The sequence below is a fragment of the Methylobacterium sp. J-072 genome (assembly GCF_022829425.1).
Lineage (GTDB): Bacteria > Pseudomonadota > Alphaproteobacteria > Rhizobiales > Beijerinckiaceae > Methylobacterium.
In genome coordinates, this window is record NZ_JAKSYK010000195.1 from 162,095 (window position 1) to 179,707 (window position 17,613).

General features: G+C 61.8%; 17 protein-coding genes. 3 read left to right on the forward strand and 14 right to left on the reverse strand.

What is annotated here, in order from left to right:
• Nucleotides 1-20: 20 nt before the first annotated feature.
• A complete protein-coding gene (locus tag MKK67_RS32710; RefSeq protein WP_279601823.1) occupies nt 21-155 on the reverse strand; it encodes a hypothetical protein in 135 nt (44 codons plus the stop codon).
• A gap of 1,179 nt (nt 156-1,334) precedes the next feature.
• Between MKK67_RS32710 and MKK67_RS25685 the strand changes: the two genes are divergently transcribed.
• Together MKK67_RS25685 and MKK67_RS25690 are read left to right on the forward strand one after the other, a co-directional pair.
• A complete protein-coding gene (locus MKK67_RS25685) occupies nt 1,335-1,778 on the forward strand; it encodes a hypothetical protein (RefSeq protein WP_243970882.1) in 444 nt (147 codons plus the stop codon).
• The gene (locus MKK67_RS25690; RefSeq protein ID WP_243970884.1) at nt 1,778-2,170 is read left to right on the forward strand and encodes an HNH endonuclease signature motif containing protein; all 393 of its coding nucleotides are present in this window, start codon (nt 1,778-1,780) and stop codon (nt 2,168-2,170) included. Before MKK67_RS25685 ends, MKK67_RS25690 begins: the two co-directional genes overlap by 1 nt.
• Nucleotides 2,171-2,601: 431 nt before the next feature.
• Here the strand turns inward: MKK67_RS25690 and MKK67_RS25695 are convergent, their stop codons facing one another.
• The 9 genes from MKK67_RS25695 to MKK67_RS25730 form a co-directional block, all read right to left on the reverse strand.
• Nucleotides 2,602-2,922, reverse strand: a complete 321-nt coding sequence (locus tag MKK67_RS25695; protein ID WP_243970887.1) for a hypothetical protein — start codon at nt 2,920-2,922, stop codon at nt 2,602-2,604.
• Nucleotides 2,923-2,935: 13 nt separating this feature from the next.
• Nucleotides 2,936-3,688 carry an FkbM family methyltransferase gene (locus MKK67_RS25700; protein WP_243970889.1) on the reverse strand — a complete coding sequence of 251 codons (753 nt, stop codon included), beginning with the start codon at nt 3,686-3,688 and terminating at the stop codon, nt 2,936-2,938.
• A 64-nt stretch (nt 3,689-3,752) separates the two neighbouring features.
• Nucleotides 3,753-4,088 carry a hypothetical protein gene (locus MKK67_RS25705; protein WP_243970891.1) on the reverse strand — a complete coding sequence of 112 codons (336 nt, stop codon included), beginning with the start codon at nt 4,086-4,088 and terminating at the stop codon, nt 3,753-3,755.
• A gap of 45 nt (nt 4,089-4,133) precedes the next feature.
• Nucleotides 4,134-5,561 carry a phosphomannomutase gene (locus tag MKK67_RS25710; protein ID WP_243970920.1) on the reverse strand — a complete coding sequence of 476 codons (1,428 nt, stop codon included), beginning with the start codon at nt 5,559-5,561 and terminating at the stop codon, nt 4,134-4,136.
• 324 nt (nt 5,562-5,885) lie between these two features.
• A complete protein-coding gene (locus MKK67_RS25715; protein ID WP_243970893.1) occupies nt 5,886-8,033 on the reverse strand; it encodes a tetratricopeptide repeat protein in 2,148 nt (715 codons plus the stop codon).
• 773 nt (nt 8,034-8,806) lie between these two features.
• On the reverse strand, nt 8,807-9,187 hold the full coding sequence (locus MKK67_RS25720) for a hypothetical protein (RefSeq protein WP_243970895.1): 381 nt from the start codon (nt 9,185-9,187) through the stop codon (nt 8,807-8,809).
• 27 nt (nt 9,188-9,214) lie between these two features.
• Entirely contained in the window at nt 9,215-9,949 is a 735-nt protein-coding gene (locus tag MKK67_RS25725) for a hypothetical protein (protein ID WP_243970897.1), read from the reverse strand.
• Nucleotides 9,950-10,157: 208 nt separating this feature from the next.
• Nucleotides 10,158-10,427: an HNH endonuclease gene (locus MKK67_RS33000; protein WP_409568439.1), complete on the reverse strand. Its 270-nt coding sequence runs from the start codon at nt 10,425-10,427 to the stop codon at nt 10,158-10,160.
• 673 nt (nt 10,428-11,100) lie between these two features.
• The gene (locus MKK67_RS25730; protein ID WP_243970899.1) at nt 11,101-11,400 is read right to left on the reverse strand and encodes a hypothetical protein; all 300 of its coding nucleotides are present in this window, start codon (nt 11,398-11,400) and stop codon (nt 11,101-11,103) included.
• Nucleotides 11,401-11,509: 109 nt separating this feature from the next.
• Here MKK67_RS25730 and MKK67_RS25735 point away from each other — a divergent pair, with 109 nt between their 5' ends.
• Nucleotides 11,510-11,722 (forward strand): helix-turn-helix domain-containing protein, encoded by a 213-nt coding sequence (locus MKK67_RS25735; protein ID WP_313899041.1) that lies wholly within the window; start codon nt 11,510-11,512, stop codon nt 11,720-11,722.
• 287 nt (nt 11,723-12,009) lie between these two features.
• Here MKK67_RS25735 and MKK67_RS25740 read toward each other — a convergent pair whose 3' ends face one another.
• From MKK67_RS25740 to MKK67_RS25755, 4 genes are all read right to left on the reverse strand, one after another.
• Nucleotides 12,010-13,980 carry a hypothetical protein gene (locus MKK67_RS25740; RefSeq protein ID WP_243970903.1) on the reverse strand — a complete coding sequence of 657 codons (1,971 nt, stop codon included), beginning with the start codon at nt 13,978-13,980 and terminating at the stop codon, nt 12,010-12,012.
• 34 nt (nt 13,981-14,014) lie between these two features.
• Entirely contained in the window at nt 14,015-15,049 is a 1,035-nt protein-coding gene (locus MKK67_RS25745; RefSeq protein ID WP_243970905.1) for an STELLO glycosyltransferase family protein, read from the reverse strand.
• Nucleotides 15,050-15,181: 132 nt separating this feature from the next.
• Complete coding sequence (locus MKK67_RS25750; RefSeq protein ID WP_243970907.1) at nt 15,182-15,976, reverse strand: ABC transporter permease; 795 nt, start codon at nt 15,974-15,976, stop codon at nt 15,182-15,184.
• Nucleotides 15,977-16,022: 46 nt separating this feature from the next.
• The coding region (locus MKK67_RS25755; protein ID WP_243970909.1) for a glycosyltransferase at nt 16,023-17,613 on the reverse strand (1,591 nt) is incomplete at its 5' end.

Consider the following 17,613-nt stretch of genomic DNA (forward strand, 5'->3'; position numbering starts at 1 on the left):
AATGCCCGCTGGCCCTCCGCTCACGCTGTCATCGTGACGGAGATGTTCTCCCTCTCTAACCACTGCAGCGCCCATTCAATTTGTTGGTCCAGCCGACGGATTACGTCCGCGGCGCCGAAATCGTGAGGGATCGCGACGGTGATGTGCTTCGGCATGTGCCCTCCGACGATGGTTGTTCGCAGGGTAAGCCGCAGCAACCATGGCTAAAGGCCAGTCGTGTAGATGGTCTCGCCGAATGGGGGCGCCGTCTTACGGGGAACGCAGACCTTGTAGGTCCGACGCTGAGTCCCGAGCCGATCCATCCTTTAGATCATGAACTCAATGGCCCACCCCTCGCACGCTGAGACGGCTCTTTCGTTCTAGTAATCATTTGCACGCACCGCGTACGGTTTGCCGGGCTTTCCGCATGCCGTCGTCACATAGCGTGACTATCTTGAACACTTTCTCCCCGCACGTCTTACCCTGCTATACTTCGGGCCACTCAGATGGGCGACGGTCGGAGAGTCAGCCGGCGACTTCTGTGCCTGGCGTTCAAGAGTGCAGGCGGCTGACAGAGAAAGGATGGTTGTGCCCCTTCCGTGGCTTGTAGCCCTCGCGCCCCGCCCTGGCTCGATTGAAGCGGATCGGGCTTGATCGGTTGCCGGTGGTCGTTTGGACTGGGCAAGCGGTGTCGGTGTGAGGATGTGTGATCTGAGTGCGGAGTATTTTTGGTCCGATAAGTTCGATCAGATTGCCGCCGGAATATTCCTTATGGCGGTGGCCATATTCGACTGGACTGCGCGACCGATTGGAGCGTTACTCATCGTGCCACGAAGCAGCCGCCTCTACGGCGCTGAATGAGGAAAGTCATGAACAAGCTTAGCTTTGCATGCATTTCCGTCTGCTTGCTAAGGGTGCGGATAACCAATGCTGCAGCGCTATCGGACATCGCTGAAACCTTCGCCATAATCAGATCTGAGGCTGAGACTGGGCCCGCCGTTCATCGCTGCTCCATGCCAGGAGACTGACGACCGGTATGGCACCCTGTAGCTCAACGGCACAATGGCGACCGACTATAAGCGCCATCATTCCGGCCAACTGAGGTACGCGGCTCACGAGCGGACCGAGACATTCAAAGGATGGCATTACCCTGCAGGCCTATTCGGCCGCGTGCGGGGTCGGGGCAGTGGCGGGGCCGATCCCGTCGCGAGCTCGATGCGTGCCATGCAGATACCCAATATTCCCTGTCCCCTACTCGCATCACCGCTCGGTCGCCCAGCGCGAAGATTGCGGGGCTGCCGGGTCACTGACAGCCGCTTGGCACCGCCCTCCCCCGTCTCGGCGTGAGGGCGGCGATGTCGAACCGCAGCATTTCCTGGGCAGCCGCACTGCGCGAGCTAAAGTCCGACCGAGCTGCACGCTCGGCAATTCGCGAGGAGCGCTTACGCACGAGCGCCGGTCTCCGTCGGGCGCCCGTCCTCGCCATGAGCGCTTGGCGGGGGCTGTCGGGCCGACGCTACGTTGTCGTGATCCAGCCGCTCGACACCGTTGATCTCGTCGCTGAAGATCCTGCGGTCGTCTTGGCAGTGCGCCGCAGCGAGCAGGGACAGGCCTCGATTGCCGCTGTCCGCGTCTGCCAAGGCGGCGACCCGGGCTTTCTCGGGTGGCTCGCCGCCTGCGCGACACGCGGGGCGTGTGAGCTGCACGCCTACCGGCTGGCCGAGACCGGACCTGAACGCGCGGCGATCGCGGCAGACCTGGGTGGACCAATCGCGACCGCCGGCGCGGGAGGGGTGTGATGCCCCGCCGGGAATTCAGCAAAGCGGTGCTGCGCGCGGCCCTCGCCAGAGCGGAGGGGCGGTGCGAGGGTGTGCTGACCGACGGCAGCCACTGCCCGTGCACTCTGCAAGTCGGGCGGTTCCACTACGACCACATCGTGCCAGCAGCATTGACGGAGGATGCGTCGCTCGAAAATTGTCAGGTGCTATGCAGGCCCTGTCATGCGGCCAAGACGGTGGTCGACGTCGGAGTGATCGCTAGGGTACGCCGAGTGCGCGACCGGCACGCAGGTATCACGGATGCGCATCGCCGCTCACTTCCGGGCGGCAAGGCCAGCCCGTTCAAGCGGCTGATCGGTGGTGGGGTCGTTCGCAGGGACACAGGCGAGCGGTTGGATAAGCAAGATCGATAGTGCACCTACCAACTTCGCGCCCGCGATCGCCGCGTGACCATCGGGATGATGCGGTCTCAATGAGCTTCGCAATTGGAACGAAGTGCTACTGCTCGCGGAATGCTGGGATTGTCGGCACAAGCACATAAGGGGAGCCAGGTTAGTGCATTCCATCGCCCTCCTGCCGGACGCCGATCTCGCAGCCGTGGCATCGCGATAGCGGTCCCCCCGTTGTGATCACCCTGAAACCACACCTGAGCGTCTCAATTCCGTGCACAGCCATCGACTGGTGCGGCTACCTATGCAACCGGCCATTCGACGTTGGGCCCAGCTACCGCTCCATAGGTGAACAGCGAGTTGAGCGCGGGCAATAGGGCACGCGAAGCAATATGGCCTCGCTTACCAAAAAACTCGTTATTCTCACATTGCCAACCATAAATCCGTAGTTGCGATTACATCCCGCCGCGTTGTTGTTCTAAGTGCGCGCGCAGGATTGAGTATTGCTCAACGACGCGATCAAGTTTCTCGGCGTTCGCTACTCTGATCCATTCCGAGCCCAGATGGGGCTGATAGGTCGCCGCATAATGGGCGGCGTGCGCCTTCAGCTGCACGGCGACGAAATCGAGGTCTGCCGACCAAACGGCTTCCGTACGGACCTGCTGGAGGCGCCGCGAGATCTCGAGCCATTGCAGGTCGAGCGATATGCCGCTGCCCATCTGCTTGAACAGGTCGAACATCGAATCGAGGATTTCGATCGCAGTCTGCGCGGACACGACAGGGGCTCCGTCAGGCGTGCGCGGCGACGAGATCGGGACGCACGTACCAATCGTCGAACAGAGACAGTTGTCGGAACCGGCGGCGGTAGCCGAGGCCGGTCAGCAGCGTGTGGATCTTCTCGCGGCTGTCCGAAAAGTTGTGCTCGACGCTGATCAGGGCGATGTCGTGGCGCGTGAAATCAAAGCTTTGCAGCACGTCGAACTCGCCGCCTTCCACGTCGATGCTCATATAGTCGATCCGCTTGGGGGCGTGGGCCTCCGCGAGGAAGCGCTCCAGCGAGATCGTCTGCACCGGGTATTGCAGGCCCTCCTGGCGGAACCGGGCGTGGAAATCGCCTTCCACCAAGTCGTTCATGCCCGACAGCTCGCCAATATCGACCTCGTTGAACAGGACCTCAACCCCGTCGGTCTTGTAGACGCATTTGTCGGTGATGTAGCAGTTCCGGTTGTTGTAGAGCGCCGCGTGCCAGGCCCGGGCCGGCTCCGCCAGGGCGCCCTGCCAGCTGAAGGTCTTCTCGAGCAGGAGCGTGTTGCTGAGGCTGATGCCGTCGCAGGCGCCGAACTCGACGAAATAGCCGTTTCGCTTCTCCTTCAGCTCGTACAGGACCCACAGGTCCTGCAGCAGCTGGGCATTGGAGTACGGGGCCATCTTCGTGGCGAAGGCCAGGAACGCGATCTCGGAGCTGAGGAGATGGGGCTCCTCTTCCAGGTTATTCCTCAGATTGATCAAGGCGTTGAACACCGTCAGGAGCTCGACATCCATGGCTCAGTGTTCCACCTTCTGACTGCGATCGATCGATACGGGGATGCGCGCGGATGGTGCGCGCTCAGGGGCGGAGGCTGCCGGAAGCCCGGCCTCCCAGGATCCGGTTCGAGCCGTCGAACAGGACGGCGTGCTGGAGTGAATCGGGCTCGCGGTCCGGGATGGCGCGCGCCGCCTTGCGAATGGCGAACACGAATCGCTTGCGGCTGAACCCGTAGGGCCGGAGGCTCGCCAGAACGGCATCGATCAGTTTGGCCATGGCCTCGGAATGCGCCCGCGCCAGATCGCGGTCCCGCACCGCCGTGTCGCGCTCGACCTTGATGAGCGCCAGCTCGATCTGCTGCTGCTGGATCCGGCGAATGTAGTGGGTCTCGATGTCGTGGACGGGGGTCTTCGTCATACGGCAGCCTTTGGAGCCCGGAGCGGAATCAGATTGTCTCGACCGTCATGATCGTCCGGCCTGATTCGTCATGGCGGCCTCCGCTGCCGTCAGCCCCCAACGGACGAGGTCTTGAGCGTCCCGCGCCGTCTTGGCCTCCGCATAGCATCGCAGTTCCGGAGCGTTGCCCGAGGCCCGGAAATGAATCGACCGGCCGCCGTCCAGGCCGATCCGGATCCCGTCCTGCTCATCGACCGCGTGCGGCGAACCGATCGGCCGGAGGAATTCACCGCGGAAAGCCGCCTCGCGGAGCCGTCCGAGAAAGGGGCCGCTTCGCTCCGAGGGCGTGTTGGGAAGCCGGTCGCTCGCCATCTCCCCCGCATCGAGCGAGGTAACGAGATCGGCCAGCGACATACCGGCCGCGCGCGCTGCCGCGAGTGCGGCCAGGATCGGCAGCATCGCGTCCCGCGTCGGTAGAGCGGGCAGAACCTTACCCCCAAGGGTGACATCCGATCCAAGCAGAAAGCCGCCATTCGCCTCGAAACCCATGACGGCCTGCGCCCCGGCGCCCTTCGCCTGCTCCATCCCGGCGATGACGAAGGGCGAGCCGACCTTGGTGCGCACGACCCGGCCGAAGCCACCGGACTGCTCCAGCGCCGAACCGGCGGTCACCGGCACCACGACCGTATCAGCGCCGAGGTAGCGGGCGGTGATCAGCCCGAGTACGTCCCCGCGCACGATCCGCCCGGCGCCATCGGCCACCAGGGGCCGGTCGGCGTCACCATCCGTCGTCACGAGCGCGTCGAAGACACCGGACGCCATGACCTCGCGGATGAAGGCGATATCCTCGGGCCGATGTGCCTCGGTGTCGATCGGCACGAAGGTGTCCGATCGACCGATCGGCGTAACGTTCGCCCCGAAGCTCGTGAGCAACTCGGTCAGCAGGTCGCGCGCGACCGAGCTCTGCTGATAGACCGCCACGCGTACGCCATTCAGGATATCGGGCGCGAAGGCGTCACTGTAGCGCCGGCGGTAGCGCTCGACCGCGTCAGGTTCCGGGGTGGCGGGGACGGAAGTCGGCCTTTGGCCCGCCGCCGTGACGTCCCCCAGGGCGGCCAGGATGGCGACCTCATCTTCTTTGGTGATTTCGCCGTCGGGCCGATAAAATTTCAGACCGTTGCGGTCCTCGGGGATGTGGCTCCCCGTGACCATGACGGCATAGGCCCCCCGCCGCATCGCCTCGAGGGCGAGGGCCGGAGTCGGGAGGGCACCGCAATCGATCGCCTCGAACCCGGCCGCGGCCGCAGCGCTCGCCACCGTTTCGGCGATGCCCGGGCTGCTGTCGCGCAGGTCGCGCCCGATCACGACCTGGCGGCGGTCCCCGTTTGACGAGACAGATCGGAAGAACGCGCTTGCGTACGCGTAGCTCGGCCAACCGACGAGATCGGTCACGAGACCCCGCAGGCCACTGGTTCCGAATTTCAGACTGCTCACGGAATTTCCATCGGCCTGGCGCACGGGCGCGCCCCGACGGTTAATGCCGTGTATCGTGATTCATCACAACGCCTGAAGCAGAAATCCGAAATCTCACGCAACATGCGGGAACATGCTGCATCGAGCGGGAACTCGAGTGACACCGTCGGCCTGTGGAGGCTCGACGCAAGCTGCGACCCGAGATGCCAGCAACGTCAGCGCAAAACTATAGCAGCGCTGTGGTGCTTACAGATCAGTAAGAAACAGTCGTACTGGCTACGCGTCTATATCGCTGTGTTCAAGGAGATATCGCGGAAGAGTTTTTACGCCTACGAATAGCAAATATCACAGCTGAGGTGCACTGGACGTAAGCCAACGCTGCCACATGCCCCTGAAAGCTGCGCCGACATCATCGGTGAAGCCGCGGTGATCCATTAGTGGACTGGCTTGCATACGCTCGCGTAGACAATTCCGGGTCGCGCGGAGGCGTACGCGGTCGCAGGCGAGATCTCGAGCGATCGCCACATAAGCGTCCGGGCTGTCAGCGATTAACTCCGGAAGTCCGACCGACGTGAGCACTAAGACGCCGTGGCGTGCCACAGCATGGCCGCCGCGCAACGTCACAAACGGCACGCCCATGGACAGCGTGTCGTAGCTGGTCGTGCCGCCGTTGTAGGGATATGGGTCCAGGGCGATGTCAACTCGATGGTAAAGTTCATAATAGTCACTATTGACGCGCGGCTGAAAAATTATTCGATCGAGCGGCATCCCGACTGCGTCAAGGCGTTCCTCGACAGCTCTGCGGACGTCTGGATCTGCGATGTCTCCCACCACCATGAACAGGCGAGCATCTGGCACCGCCGCCATGATCCGTGCCCAAGTTTGCAACGCCTCATCGCTAATCTTGGTCAGGCGGTTGAAGCACCCAAACGTGACGTAGCCAGTATCCTCACAGGGCGCCCGCTCCCGCACCGGCGGCAGATTATCGGGACTCCCGTAGGTCACCCAAACCTTCGGCAACCGCCAAAGTTTCTCCGTGTGCAGGGCCTCGGCTGACCCGATCGGATCGATGAGTGAGTCAGACAACCGATAATCGATCGCCGTCAGCCCAGTGGTCGCGGGATGCCCGATCCAGCTGACCTGAACGGGCGCGGGCTTGCGCGCGAACACCAGCAAGCGGTTGCCGGCGCTGTGTCCGGACAGGTCGATGAGGATGTCGACCGCGTCGCGTTCGATCTGGTCGGCGGCCTCGTCGTCGTCGAGCCCCGCGATGTTATGCCAACGATCAAACAGCGGGCGCAGTCGTTCAGAAACGGCGTCCTCGCTCGCGTGCGTCATGTACGCGAAAGCCGTGAAGCTCCCGCGGTCGACTGCACGCAGGTACGGCTCAAAAAAGCGGACCACGGCATGGTTGCAGAAGTCACCCGAGACGAAGCCAACGCGTAGGGGACGCTCTGGGTCGCGATCATTGGCGAACGGCCGGTTTCGCAAGAGCGGATCTGCAAAGCGCTGGCCGAATGCCCGCGCGTCCGCGGCGTATTCCTCGGCCGGCACATCGGCGGAATACAGCTTGGCGAAAAGGCGGTTGGAGGCGACGAACAACTTGGAGGGATCGAGCGCGAGCGCCCGGTCGAAGGCTTCGACCGCCTCGCCGAGGCGCCCGAGCGCCAGCAGAGCGCTGCCGCGGTTGCTGTGCGCGCCGGCATTTCCGGGCTCCAGGATGATCGCCCGCTCAGCGTGCCGCAGGGCCTCGCCATATCGGAATCGACGTTGGTATACGCCCGCGATGTTGGCGTGTGCCATCGCCAGGTCCGGATCGAGATCGAGTGCTTTCTCCAGCGCTGAGATGGCGCCGTCATGATCGCCACGGTTGGTGAGAACGGAACTCAGTCCACTAAAAAATAAAGCGTTCGTCGGTTCGCGGTAGATCGCGATGCTGATCAAGTCGAAGGCCAATTCGGATCGGTTCGTCCGGGCGGCGACTGCCCCAGCAAGGTAAGTCGCGTAAGCGTGATGCTCATCGAGAAGGATAACGAGGTTAATCAGCTCATCCGCCTCCTGGAATTTGCCAAGATCGTAGCGGGATTGGGCGGCAGTGACGGTGCGCGCGACGAACGCTTTTGTGAGCGCTAGCGACTCGGTGCCGAAGCTTTGAAATTTATACTTTTCCAGGATCGCACGCGCATCGGGCAACCGCTCGCCAGCGAGCAGCGCCGAGGCCAAAGCCAGCCAATAAGCCGGCTTCTCGGGGGCGCCTCTCAGTGCGGTAATAAAATGCGCGACAGCTTTCTCAGGCGCGCTAGCGGCCAGGAGCTGACCGAGCTCGTAATGCGCCTCAGGGTGGTTCGGTTCGGCACCGAGCACACGGCTAAGGTTGTCGCGCGCCCGATCATGACGGCCAGCGGTGCGGTGGTCGCGTGCCTTCGCGAGAAAGCGCTGGGCCGTGCCACCTTGTGCAGAGCGGCCCGCTCGTCCGCCGTGATGATCGAGCATTCTCGAGCCCTCCCTTGACCTGCAGATTTCCGACAAAGGGGTTAAGGCTTGATGAATTCAGTTCATCCTATAAAGAACGGGGCGAATATCTCGCGACTGCCTCGAGCCTGACGGTTTACGACTACGAGCTCAATGTCGGACGCTACAACATCGGCACTGAGCGATAAGATAGTCAGGGCAGTTTGCTGAGCTCCGCTTCACCCCAGGCGGCCTCAATCACGAGACCGTAATTGGGTTCGTTTTGCCAAAAACGGGCAGGAAGGTGGCTGGAGCTTGGAATATTGTCTCTAGGTTGCGTGAAGTCGCTTATAGGCTTCGTTAGGGTTTGCCGTGGGATACGGCGCGCGTTCCAGTCGTAACAGACGTCAGCGACCCTGATTCGTGTTAGTCTACGTTGGCGATACCAAATGCCGAGGCAGCTGGTCGATTAGCCCCGTTTGGTGGAGAGCTAGGGTTCGAATGCTAGGAACCAGTTTTACTGCTCAAGTAGATGACAAAAACTATATTAGATTGATACAGCCTCGAGGCTTCATATTGACTTTATTTACGAATATAAGGAGCTTTGTCAATTTTCGTGACATGGCATCCCGTAAAAAATTATTTATTATTATGTATATTAGTTTTATAATACATATATACAGCGTATTATTTAGATAATAATTTGGCACAGCTGAAATCGTTGCTAGGTTTAATTATCGTTACGAGAGCATGACTAAAAAATCATTGAGCCGACGAACTGTAAATTTTCGTCGCGACAAGGCCCGGCGTTCGTATCAATCCAGACTTTCAAGCTGTCGGAAGAGTTCGAGAAGGAGCTCGGCAGCTAGACGGTCCTCGTTTTTCGTTCTGTCGTCTGGAGCTAGCGGGGTGTTGCGTAGCAGCGCGGTCTTGAATGCGCGAACCTGTTGGAGCTGAAACTGCGCTTCGGCAACATCTCGAGCAATTCCTAAAGCGGCTGCACCTGCGTGATGCTCATCCGCGATGAGCCTAGCCAGGCGCTCGATGTCCGCCGATGCCGCAGGATTGGGGTCGGTTGCCGAGAGGCCGTGCTTACGGGCATTTTGCCCGGCGCGGGCCTTACCCGCCCGTGTGCGGGGGCCCGTGCTAGCTTGAGCGTTGCGGCGATTGGCACGGATGGCGGGCTCAGAGGTCATCGCTAGGTTAATCCTCGGACCGGCACGTCATGGAATATTCGCGTCGTCAGCATCGATAATGTCTGTGGCGGCGGCACGGGCCCGTTGGTCGAAGCTCGCTCGCTTGCGTTCGATCTCGCGCAAGAGCGTGTCCCGACGCTGGTCGGCCATCGACACTAGACGATCGATGCTCTCGATTTCGGTTAGACTCATCAGGAAGGCATGTGCGGTTACATCTGACGCTTTGAGGCCGCGACTTTCAAGCATGGTGTCGACACGTTCCTTCTCGATCTCGCTAGCAATCACCCAACCTGCTGCCAGTGCATCGGGCGCGGGACCTCCAAATCTATTCATCCCCATTGGGTCTTCGTTTTTGAGAGACGGTAGGATCAAGTCCTCAACAGCTTTCAGTTGGGCCTGAACAAAAATTTGACTGCGCCAGCGGCGAATCCGTTTGGCTTCCCAGATGAGGTCGACGATATCCTTGACCCAGATCGCCTCGATCACATCGATAGGTTTAACCTGTTGGACGATGCTGCGCAGGAGTGCGTCATACTGCACTGGGTCCTCGTCCGGCAGGAGTGGATGCTCGGCAAACAGGAAGTCGAGATGAGGTAGGATTGCCGGCATCAGCTCTTCCGATGCGGCAGCCCCCGCGCGGGCCTCAGCGGTCGTTCCTAATCTGGCCGGCCTCGGTCGATTCGCCATCTGATTCACTGTTCCTGCTTCGTTCTCCTTAGTGGAAGGTGTGGGGTGGTGACAAAGCTGATCCTTCGGTTCCATTGCCGCATCCAGCGGGAATGGCGTAGGGTTCCTCCTCATGCCCCTCGCTTGCTCCGATCTTAAGTTGGTATCGGCAGGAGTACGACCAGGAGCTTCGCGCAGGACCACGGTCCCGTTGATCTTTCGCTTGAGGGCGCACGCTCGCGAGCCTGGGAGCGGCCTGGCGACGACGATGGCACCCAGATGGCGGATCTTTTGCCTCTTCGCTTCAGCGGCGCGGGCGTGATCGTCGCGCGTCCTCTCTACCGCAAGCCTCATGCGCCGGTCCCATATTGTTGATGTCATCCGCGCCGCCGAGCTCGAGGGCTCGGATATGTTCGACGATCCAGCGCTCGCGTACGCCGTCGATCCGCCGATCACAGAGGACACAGATGCCCCCGGTCCTCTCCCAAGTCTGAAGCCTGCTGCGTCCCGAAAGCGACCGGCGGCGCGTCGTGCCTACGTCTTCAAGTGCGACATAGGGCATCGCGACGCTCATCTCGAGGGTTCGGTCGGACGGCAAGCGCTTTGAGTGCTCGGTGGGTTAGCCCTTCCCAATCACACAGGAGTTGCTCATAGCGCTCGATCAGGACCCTGAGCTCCGCGTCTTCTTCTCGGGCGATGAGCTTCACTTGGAGGGCTAATGACGCCACCGTCGGGCGTGCGGGATCATCCGCGCGACTGCGCGGTCTCTTCGGAGCCATGGCTTGTTTCCTCGTTAAATGCTGTGACGAGAGGCTCGGTGAGGGCTGTATGTCTTTGCCAGATTAAGGCGTTGAGTCAGCGTTTCCCGCGGATCGAGCCGGCAGCCATGTCCCCCAGACCTCTACGGGCTGGCTGAAATCCGGGATGCGGGCATAGATCATCGTTCGCGCTCCTGATGGGGCCCGTGGCAGTAGGTCGAAGGTCGAAAGGGAGCGCTTGTGGAGGCCGGTCAGGCCCGCGGGGCGCTTAGGACGCCGGGGAAGCGGGTACGGGAGCGTCCGTGCGTGGTCGATGGCCCAAGTGTGGCGCTGGCGTAGGTCAGTGGGATCGCCGTCGGCGCGGATGAGACGGACGCGGTACGAGGCAGCCAGGACGAGGCAGGTCGCGTGATCCTGCCGAGCGTGGGCGAGACGCTGGGTTGGCGAGCGTAAGACGAGGGGGAGTGCGTGGTTCATGGGCCCCTCCCCTCAGTGTGCGGCCATGTGGCGAGCGAGCTTAGCGGCGCCCCAGGCGGCCTTCAGCGCCACCGACATGGCGTCGGCCCAGGAGCAGCCGAACCGTGCCTGGTGGAGGTGCGCAGCCTTGGCGGCGGCTCGCATGATCGCGGACCGATCGAACTTACCGGCGACGAACAGTGGGCGCCGGTCGTAGCGGACGGTCAGGTGGATGGAGGCTTTAGCGGCGAGAAGGCCGGCCGGGATTTTGGTGCGGTCATCACGAACGTCGCGGAGTGCAGCGTTCCAGGAGAGGCGGCGCTGGAGGGGCATAGGATGAGCCTTGTGGTGTAAATAACACCACTTGCGGTAGCGGCATCACCGGTTTGGAGTCAACCACATTCGGTAATAAAATCACCATATGAAGCCGTTTCAATGCCGAATGGCCCGGGCCGCGCTCGGATGGACCACACAGGATCTTGCACGTGAAGCCAGCGTGGGCGCCAACACAATCAATCGGTTTGAGGCTGGCCAAGACGCTCGACTTAGCAGCGTGGAGAAAATTCGAACCGCCCTCGAGGCCGCCGGCCTGGAGTTCATCCCTGAGAATGGCGGCGGAGCCGGGATCCGGTTTCGGGAGCGGAAGTCGCGGTGATGCACTTCGCCGATGATGAGCTATTACCCAGCAGTTTGACCGAGCGATGCCGGGCTTCTGGTGGCCACAATCACGTTTTGGCTTTCAGCTTACCGATAGCGGGCTTGCTGGTGTCGAGGCGGCCGGTCCGTCGGGACAAGCCCAAACAAGTATGAGGGCCGCCGCTCAGCACGGTCACGGTCATTCAACCGGGCTTCGTATGGGCTTTCACGCCGCGCGGCTCACAGAACTAAAAAAATACGCGTCAATGGCAAGGCTTCAGTCGCGACGCGAACGGGTCAAGAGCTTCACACCCGGATCAAGTGCGTTCCCGACCCGGCGGTGTTGTCCTCGCTTGCGTGAAGCTGAGCAACCGCTAGGTCGGCAATAAGGGATGGCGACATACTGTAGTTCGCATACCAAGCGTCCTCGACCATCGAAACATCCTCGTGGCGAGGCCAGGAGAGCCGATCGTAACCGAGCCGGATTAGCGGCCAGAATGACATCTGGTCGAGGTGACGGTGATCTCCGTGGCAGACGCCCGGCTTCGCGGCCAACCAGGTGAGCGGAACGAGTCCACTTCCGATTACTGCGACGAACAGATCGCAACGATACGCCCAGACCAGCGTCTCGGCGAAAGGCGCACGCGTGCCGTCGATCACCTCACACGTTGATGCAAGGCGCTCGCGGATCGTCGCCGCGATTTCCGCGCAATCCGTGTAGCCGTCGAGCACGAGCACGATCCTTCGTGACCCGGTGAGCGGCTGCAGCCGCGCGACGATTTCTGCCGCCCCGTCGACCTGCTCAATCCACGACTTGTTGTGGGCCCGCAAATTGAAGAACAGCACGAAGGCGCCGTGAGCTGCGGCCTCGATCTGCGCGATTCGCCCCAGATGCTCGCGATCGAGCATGCGCCTCGCGGCGCCCTCGATTTTCCTGGCCAGCGCGCCGTCGATCGCGTTGCCGGTCGGCCGGACGAGGAACAGGTTCCGCGAGAGGGCGGTCAGAAACAGTCCGTCCCGGTCCAACTCAACCTCGGCCACCACCGCAAGGTCGTCCCCGGCGAAGATATCGCGCATGGGCAACCAGCGCGGGGCGGCGAGCAGGATGGCAGGCCGATGACCCGCCCGCAGCATGCGCTCGATCCCGGAGACCTCGTTCCAGAAATAATGCCCCATGTTCGAGATGAAGCCGGCGATGCAGGCGGGCGTCTTCGCCGTTTTCCGATAGGCCTGTGCCGCGATTCGATGGCGCGCGCACACCTCTACGAAGGCGCGAAGCACCGGCAAGGTCGCCTCGTAATCGGCTAGCCAGTGCAGGCGGGCGTCGTAGACCAGCACATCTTGGTCGACGAACCAGACGAACGAGAGGGCGCCGATCCACGACGTGCTCACCCCCACGATCACGTGGTGCGGTTCGGTGAATTCGTAGAACAGGTTCACGATACTTTGGATCGGCGACAGGACGGGGAAGCTCGTACGGCTCACCATCGTGCCTGGCCCGAACAGGGAGGGAATCGAAAGCGCGCCGTCGCTCAGGCTGTCGAGTTGAAACGCGTTGGCAACGTCGGGATAGCCGTTCATCAGTGCCTGCGCGTCTTTGGGCTCCTGCAGGAGGCGAGTGTTGTTGCGGGCGAACAGGAGCTGAACCGCTAGGGGTTGGATGCCACAGCGCGCTAAAACGGTCTCGTGCGCGGGTATTTCGCTGTCGTCGAGGAGCAGGAAGCCGGGATCGGAGAAGGTCGCGTCGAGGAGGTCCGCGACTGGTGGCGCTTGTTCCAGCGACTGCGCGTTGTCGACACCCATCGCGGTGCGCAACTGCCGCCGACGCAGGCCTCGCCCCGCCTCAGAGGGCGCCCGTGGGATGACGGTACCCGGATCGAGGCGCGTCACCGTGATCCGGTTAACGACGAAGGCTGTGTTCGCGGTATGCGCGCGGACTTCGAGGCGGCTCTCGGTGTGCACCCAGCCCCGCAGGACGATCCGGGCGCGATCGAGCAATACGGCGTGCTTGGCTAGGACGTGCCCCTCGATCCAGAGGTCAAGGTAGAGTTTGGGGTTCTTCTGACCGGTCAGCGCAATGTCGACCTCGACCTCGTAGAGGCCGGGCTGGACCGGCAGGTAAGGGCCGTACAGCGCGAAGCCCGTCCCACCGCCCGGGAAATTGAGTGTATCAGAGGCGGGTGCATGGGCGGTGCCTAGGGCGCATGACATGCGTTCCAGGGGAACGTGCCAGAAAAAGTCGCCCGGCTGCGATAAAGCCTCCACTCCCGCGTCCAAGGCGTCCTCCTCCTAATCCCGTCCGTGGTAGGTCTCAGTCTCTGCCGACCGGTTTGTCGACAGGCGACCTAGCGGAACAGGAGCGGAGATCCTCGAGCCAAGCTTCGAGCAGAGGCAGCTCCGCCCGTCCCACGAAATCGAGGGCGACCAAGCGCTCGTAGCAAGAGCGCATCCCGTCGGCGATATGAGCAGTGCCCGGCCTGAGGCTGATCCCTTCGAGAGCCTCGCGGATCGCTGTGTTGTGGAGATAGCCCGGCACCTCCTCGGCGAAATCGCGCATTAGGTCGTGGGCGTTGCGTTCCTGGAACACGCTCGCCGCGTGGAAAAGCACGCCCCAACCATTGGCATAGGCGATGCGCTGCGCGACGAAGCTGCGCCAGATGTCGGTCATTCGAAACGAGCAATGATAGGGCAGATAGAGAAGGGGAAACGCCTCCGGCCACCACGTGGTGTTTTGACTGTTGAACGGGCACCATGCGCTCCGTAGAGCAACCGGCTCGGCTTGTTCGAAGCTGAAAGGGATGGGCAGGAGCAATCGGTAGATCGCATCCACGTCGGGGTTCTCGTCGGCCAATCCCTGTTGGATCGGACAATAGATGGCATTCGCGATGCTGGCGTCGGGCAGGGGCGCGTTGACTTGGTCAAGTGGGAGACCCCGCGGCCAGATGAGACCGGCGTGAAAATAACGATAAACGTTTACCCAGGTCGGTGCCTCAACGACACGGGCAGATACAGTAGCGGTTCTCGGTAGCCAAAAATCCGGTCGTGGAATATTGTCGTCATCGGTCTCAACTAACACTGTAGCGCCCGCCGCTATAGCATAGAGATAGCCGATGTTCTTGCGAGCATAATGCTGGGTCGGTGCGTCAGAGGCGTATCGAAAGCCCGTCCGGACTTGCGCCTCAAGGTCGAGGTAGGTCGCGCCGGTTTGAGAGAAATGGGGCGGGCTTTTGTGGTCACCAACGATAATAAATTGAGCGTTGAGTCGTCCGGCGTCGCGGGCAATTTCCGTGACCGCTCGCGTCGGAGGATTGATGCTCGTGATAACTACAGCGTAGTGCTCTGACATGGTTGACGCTCTGCGTGACTCGATGGAGGCTCGAGGCGTTTCGGAGGGAGCTGCATGGATCGGCTCCGAACGCGCGGTCGGACTCTCGATTTGAGGCAATTTGCGCTCCGAGCCGCTCCATTCCGATGCTACTCAGGCATTGAGCTTGCTTACCACCTGCTTGACGAGCAGAAGGCCGATGCTAGCGGCAGTTAGGCCAAACATAATCACGTATAAATAATCCACCTGAATGCCGGCGTATGGATAGTAGGCTGAGCGTACCCATTCCGCGCATTGCAGGGCCGGATTAAACTTCATCCAATAATATATCTTATCGGGCATGAAGCTTGGCAGAAACATCACGCCACTTGATATATACATAATGATACTAAAAAGCGCATAGCCAATCATCCATCCGGGGAAAAATCCTATGATCGCGACATTAATTGTCCCAACTCCAATACCTAAGATAATCGCAGCAACGTAGCCGGAAACAGCAGCGATCGGGTTTGCAGGGATAGGGTTGGTACCCAACGCAACTAAAACTGAAGTGACGACAAGCAAAGCAAGAAATCCAGTAACAATTTCGACAAGTATACGGGAAAAAACTAAGTCGAACAATTTAACTTGAGGATAATATGTTAATGGCCTATTCATGATGACAGATTTCATAACTTCACGTGATATATATTGAAATACAAGTACTGGGACAGCGCCCGTGGCGAAGAATAGCGGCCTGCTATCACCAAGTGGCGCAGCCAGTTTTTGGAACGTATAGATCGCGATCAAAACGAAAACGTGGACGCAGGGCCACAGGACCACCACGCCGTAGCCCCATATCGACGCTCCGAAGCGCGTGCGCATATCGCGCAGAATCAAGGCGTGTAGGACGTGCAGGTACGATTCGACCGGACTCTTCTGCGTCTGAGCCGTGGGGAGGGCGGACATCGGGTTGGCCTCTGCGTTTCTCCGCCTGCTTCGACGAGAAACTGGGCTAAAGTGCGTTGACTGGATGTGCCGGGGGGGGCGGCCTTGAGATGTCGAAGACGTAGTAGTCGCGTATCAGGTCTTCGTATTCGGCCGCCTGAGTCGGAACGGAGAGCGGCCCGCTAACCGAGATGTCGATCGCCATCAGTTGGTCGTTCAGTGTCGCTGGGTCGGCCACGAGAGCGTAGGACAGGACGTGGCCGTTCGGATAGGCGCGCAGCCGATCGCCTTGGGCGCCGAGATCGAAGGCGACCACCGGTAGGCCGGTCCGCAGTCCCAAGGTCAGGGCGTAGGAGTAGGTCTCGGGCCAGATTGCCGGCAGCAGGATCAAGTCGGCGGACACTTTCGGCAAGAGGTCGAGGATTTCTTCGTCCTCCCAGTTTTGGCCGGTCTCGGTGATATGCAGGGCCGCCCGAGCGACTCGATCAAGCGTCGGGTCGTCGGAGGAGTAAGATCCCGTCTCGGTAACGCCGGCCCGCTCCAGGCCGCCGGCGAGCGCCGGATCGGAGAAGCCCACGATCGCAAACCGCAGCGGTAGATCGCGTTTCCGGGCGTCGGCAGCCAAGGCCTGAAGCAGTAGCCCGCCTTCGGGCATGCTGATCGCGCCCAGCACCGCGACCCGGCGCACCCGGCCCGGGCGCCGCAGGGCCGTCGAGCGCACGCTCCGGTCGTGCTCGACATGCGGCCGCACCGTGATCGCCAGATCCGGATACACCGCCCCGATCCGCCCCGCCGTGTCGGCCGATGGCGCGAACACCCGCGCCGCCCCGGCCAGGAACCGCCCGAACACGGCCCGCCGCTCTTCCGGATCCGGCTCCTCGTAGCCGTCCGCGTCAGAGGCCAGGCAGTCCCGGCACACCCGCACCAGCGCCAGGCCGCAATAGCGGCCGTCCGGCATCACCAGGTGGTTGCGGTGGCAGACCGGCGAGAAGTCGTGCAGCGTCCAGGCATAGGGCCGCCCCGAGCCGGACACGAGGTCCATCAAGGCGCGGGCCGCATTCCAGCGCAGGCCCGCCAGCGAGTGCACGTGGATCAGGAGCGGCGCCAGCTGTTCCACGAAGGACGCCACCGCCTCGGCATCGCGGGGCAGGTACAGGCTGTCGAGGCTCGGCAGGTACACGAACTCGCGGCTGCGGTACGAGACGTTGACCTGGATGTTCCGGGCCCGGTCGATCGAGAGAAGCACCACGGCGGTGCCCTCGGCCTTCAGCCGGGCGATCATGTCGTCGATGTGCCGCTGGATGCCCCCGCCCCAGCTATGGGTCACGAACAGCACGGCCCGGCCGCAGAAGTGCCGAGCGAGCCGGTACAGGTCGAGCCGCGCCCGGCCGCGCCGGCCCGGATCGGCCTGGACGAACTGGCCGACCACAGCCGGGTAGTCCGGGTGCTTGGCCAGGAGCGCGGCCTGGCCCTGGTCGTACTCGCCCCCCGGGTCGAGCCCGAACGAGATCTGCCCAGCATGGTAGACGTACACGTCCTCGGCCAGCAGGTTGGAGAACCCGGCCTTGCGGGCGCGCATGCACCAGTCGTTCTCCTCGCCGTAGCCCTTGCCGAAGGCGATTTCGTCGAGGACCCCGACCGCGTCCAGCGCTGCGGCG